Genomic DNA, 2,260 nt, shown 5'->3' with positions numbered 1-2,260 from the left:
GAACTTCGTTCATTTGGGTATCATCACAACAGATATATTGAAGAGCCGGATTATTGGAAAAACCAAATCCCAGAGGTTCATTACTTCCATTCTTCATAAACAGTGTTGTAAGCTGGTTGTTATCACACCAAAATTCCTGTAGATTTATACAGTCCCTCAGATCTAAGGAAGTAAGCTGGTTAAAACCACAAGATAACAATTGTAGCTTACTAAGACCGCTTACATCTAAAGAGGTAAGCTGGTTGTGGAGGCATGCTAATGTTTCAAGATTATTGCAACCCTGCACGTTTAAAGACGTTAGTTGGTTTTCAGCACAATGCAGATATTCAAGATTCGGACAGTTTTGAGCATTTAAAGTTACAAGACCACAAGCGTAGCTGTTTAACCATTTAAGACTGGCCAAATTATGTACGTCCAGGGAATTAAGTTGGTTTTCACTGCATTCAAGACGTTCAAGATTATTTAATCCCTGTACATTTAAAGCAGCTAATTGATTTTGGCTGCAATCCAGATATTTAAGCTGAGTACATCCCTGAACATTTAAATTTGATATTTGGTGATAAAAGCAGCGTAATTCTAATAAAGAGGTTATTCCCTGTACATTTAAAAATGTTAGAGGACCAGGTCCACTTCCATTAATCGGATTAAAATCAATTTCAATATATTTCAGATTCTGTAAATTATTATTGGATAAATCCAGAGATGATCCCCGAAATCGTAAAGCTTTAATTTTATTTAAATTAATGCAATTATTCACAGACAGGCTTCCCAAATTGCGCACATTTATAAGTTCTAAATTGGTACATCCGTTTAACGATAATGATACCTCTCCATAATCTGTAGAAATGAAATTAATTAAACCGGGACAGTTATCTGAAATAATATTAGCCGAAACATTTCCATTTTGTGCCACAGAATAATTGGTAAGGTTCGGGCAGTTACTGGAATTGATATTGATTGCTGCAGTAAGGTTGAGATAGCTTGAATCCAGTGTTATATCATGTAAAACACTACAGCCAGATACATCAACATTGTCTAAACTTGTATGAAAAATTTTTAAACTCAATAAATTATTATGTCCACTCAGATTGATAGGCAGGCTTGAGATCATATTATAAAAGCCGTTAAGTTCCAGATTTTTCAAATTGCTTAAACCTTCTATTCCACCCATTGCATTTGCAGATATGCTTGATCCAGATTCACTATAAATAATCAGGTTTTCGATCAATGGATTGTTACTAAGTGTGTTTAAAGTAATTCCGCTGATCATAATATTTTTTAGTTGAGGATTGTTAACAATATCAATACTTCCCAGAATATCATGGAAGTTAACAAAAAGGTTTTCTAAAAAATTAAGGTTAGAAATAGTAAGAGGTGTAGTTGGTGCTACAAAAGAGTTAATGCCAATACTTTTTACGTTTGAAAAAGATGAAATTCCTTCATAATTCTCAATAGGACCAGGACTGGTATCATCAATTTCCAATCCCTCTACCTGATCTGCTTCACTTTGTTGTATTTCTCCATCTCCATTAGCATCTATGGCAAAGTAATTTCCACCGAAGTTTTTAGCAATGGTATTACTTGATGACGAAGACAATAAATAAGCTTTAAAATTAGCATCGGGAATATTAATAATTTGTGCATTCGCTGCTAAGGATAGCAGTAAAAAAAGTAAGAATAATTTTTTTTTCATAAGGTTTTTTTTTTTGCAAATATATCTGCCTGGTCAATTCTGTAATAGTGTCATTGAGAATTTACCGGATATTATTTAGAATTTAAAGTCTGTTAATTAAATCCTGTAATCTCTCCTTCTTTCTTTGAGATACAGGAAGCTGGGAACCGTCTGACATGATCACAAAACCGCCGTCTTTCTTTATATAGGATTTTAATTCATTTAAATTAATGAGATGAGACTGGTGAATGCTTTCAAAACCATGCTCTCCTAAAAGTTCCTCATACTCTTTCAGTGTTTTCGACATCATCATCTATAATGACGAAAAGAAATTTATCATAAAAATCCCTTTCACTTAGAGATTTGCGCAGTATTATTCGTTGCGTTTAATTTTTAATGACCTTTTTCATCAGTATTCCTTTTTCTGTATTCACTTTAAATAAAAATACCCCTGAAGAATCACTGTGGATCGTAAGCTTTGTATTTTGACTGTTGATGCCGATTTGTCTCTGAATAATTCTTCCCTGTGCATCATATACTTCAACGGAGGTGATTTTAGAATCTGCTTTAATATTGACCTCTCCTTTT

At 33.3% G+C, this 2,260-nt stretch carries 3 protein-coding genes; all 3 read right to left on the bottom strand.

Features of this window, described 5'->3' with window-relative positions; all coding sequences use genetic code 11:
- On the bottom strand, positions 1–1,693 hold a 1,693-nt coding region (locus IX38_RS22230; protein WP_051885020.1), incomplete at its 3' end, for a leucine-rich repeat domain-containing protein.
- An 82-nt stretch (positions 1,694–1,775) separates the two neighbouring features.
- Positions 1,776–1,979, bottom strand: coding sequence for a LytR/AlgR family response regulator transcription factor (locus IX38_RS21770; protein ID WP_228378029.1), 204 nt, complete (start codon positions 1,977–1,979; stop codon positions 1,776–1,778).
- 79 nt (positions 1,980–2,058) lie between these two features.
- The coding region (locus tag IX38_RS21765) for a T9SS type A sorting domain-containing protein (protein ID WP_034708186.1) at positions 2,059–2,260 on the bottom strand (202 nt) is incomplete at its 5' end.

Origin of the sequence: Chryseobacterium luteum (assembly GCF_000737785.1) — a bacterium.
GTDB classification, from domain to species: domain Bacteria; phylum Bacteroidota; class Bacteroidia; order Flavobacteriales; family Weeksellaceae; genus Chryseobacterium; species Chryseobacterium luteum.
This window is presented reverse-complemented; position numbering and strand designations above follow the sequence as displayed.

What these genes read in the sequence shown, in the direction of transcription:
- IX38_RS21770 (WP_228378029.1), bottom strand. Translation starts at nt 1,979, where the DNA reads ATGTCGAAAACACTGAAAGAGTATGAGGAACTTTTAGGAGAGCATGGT.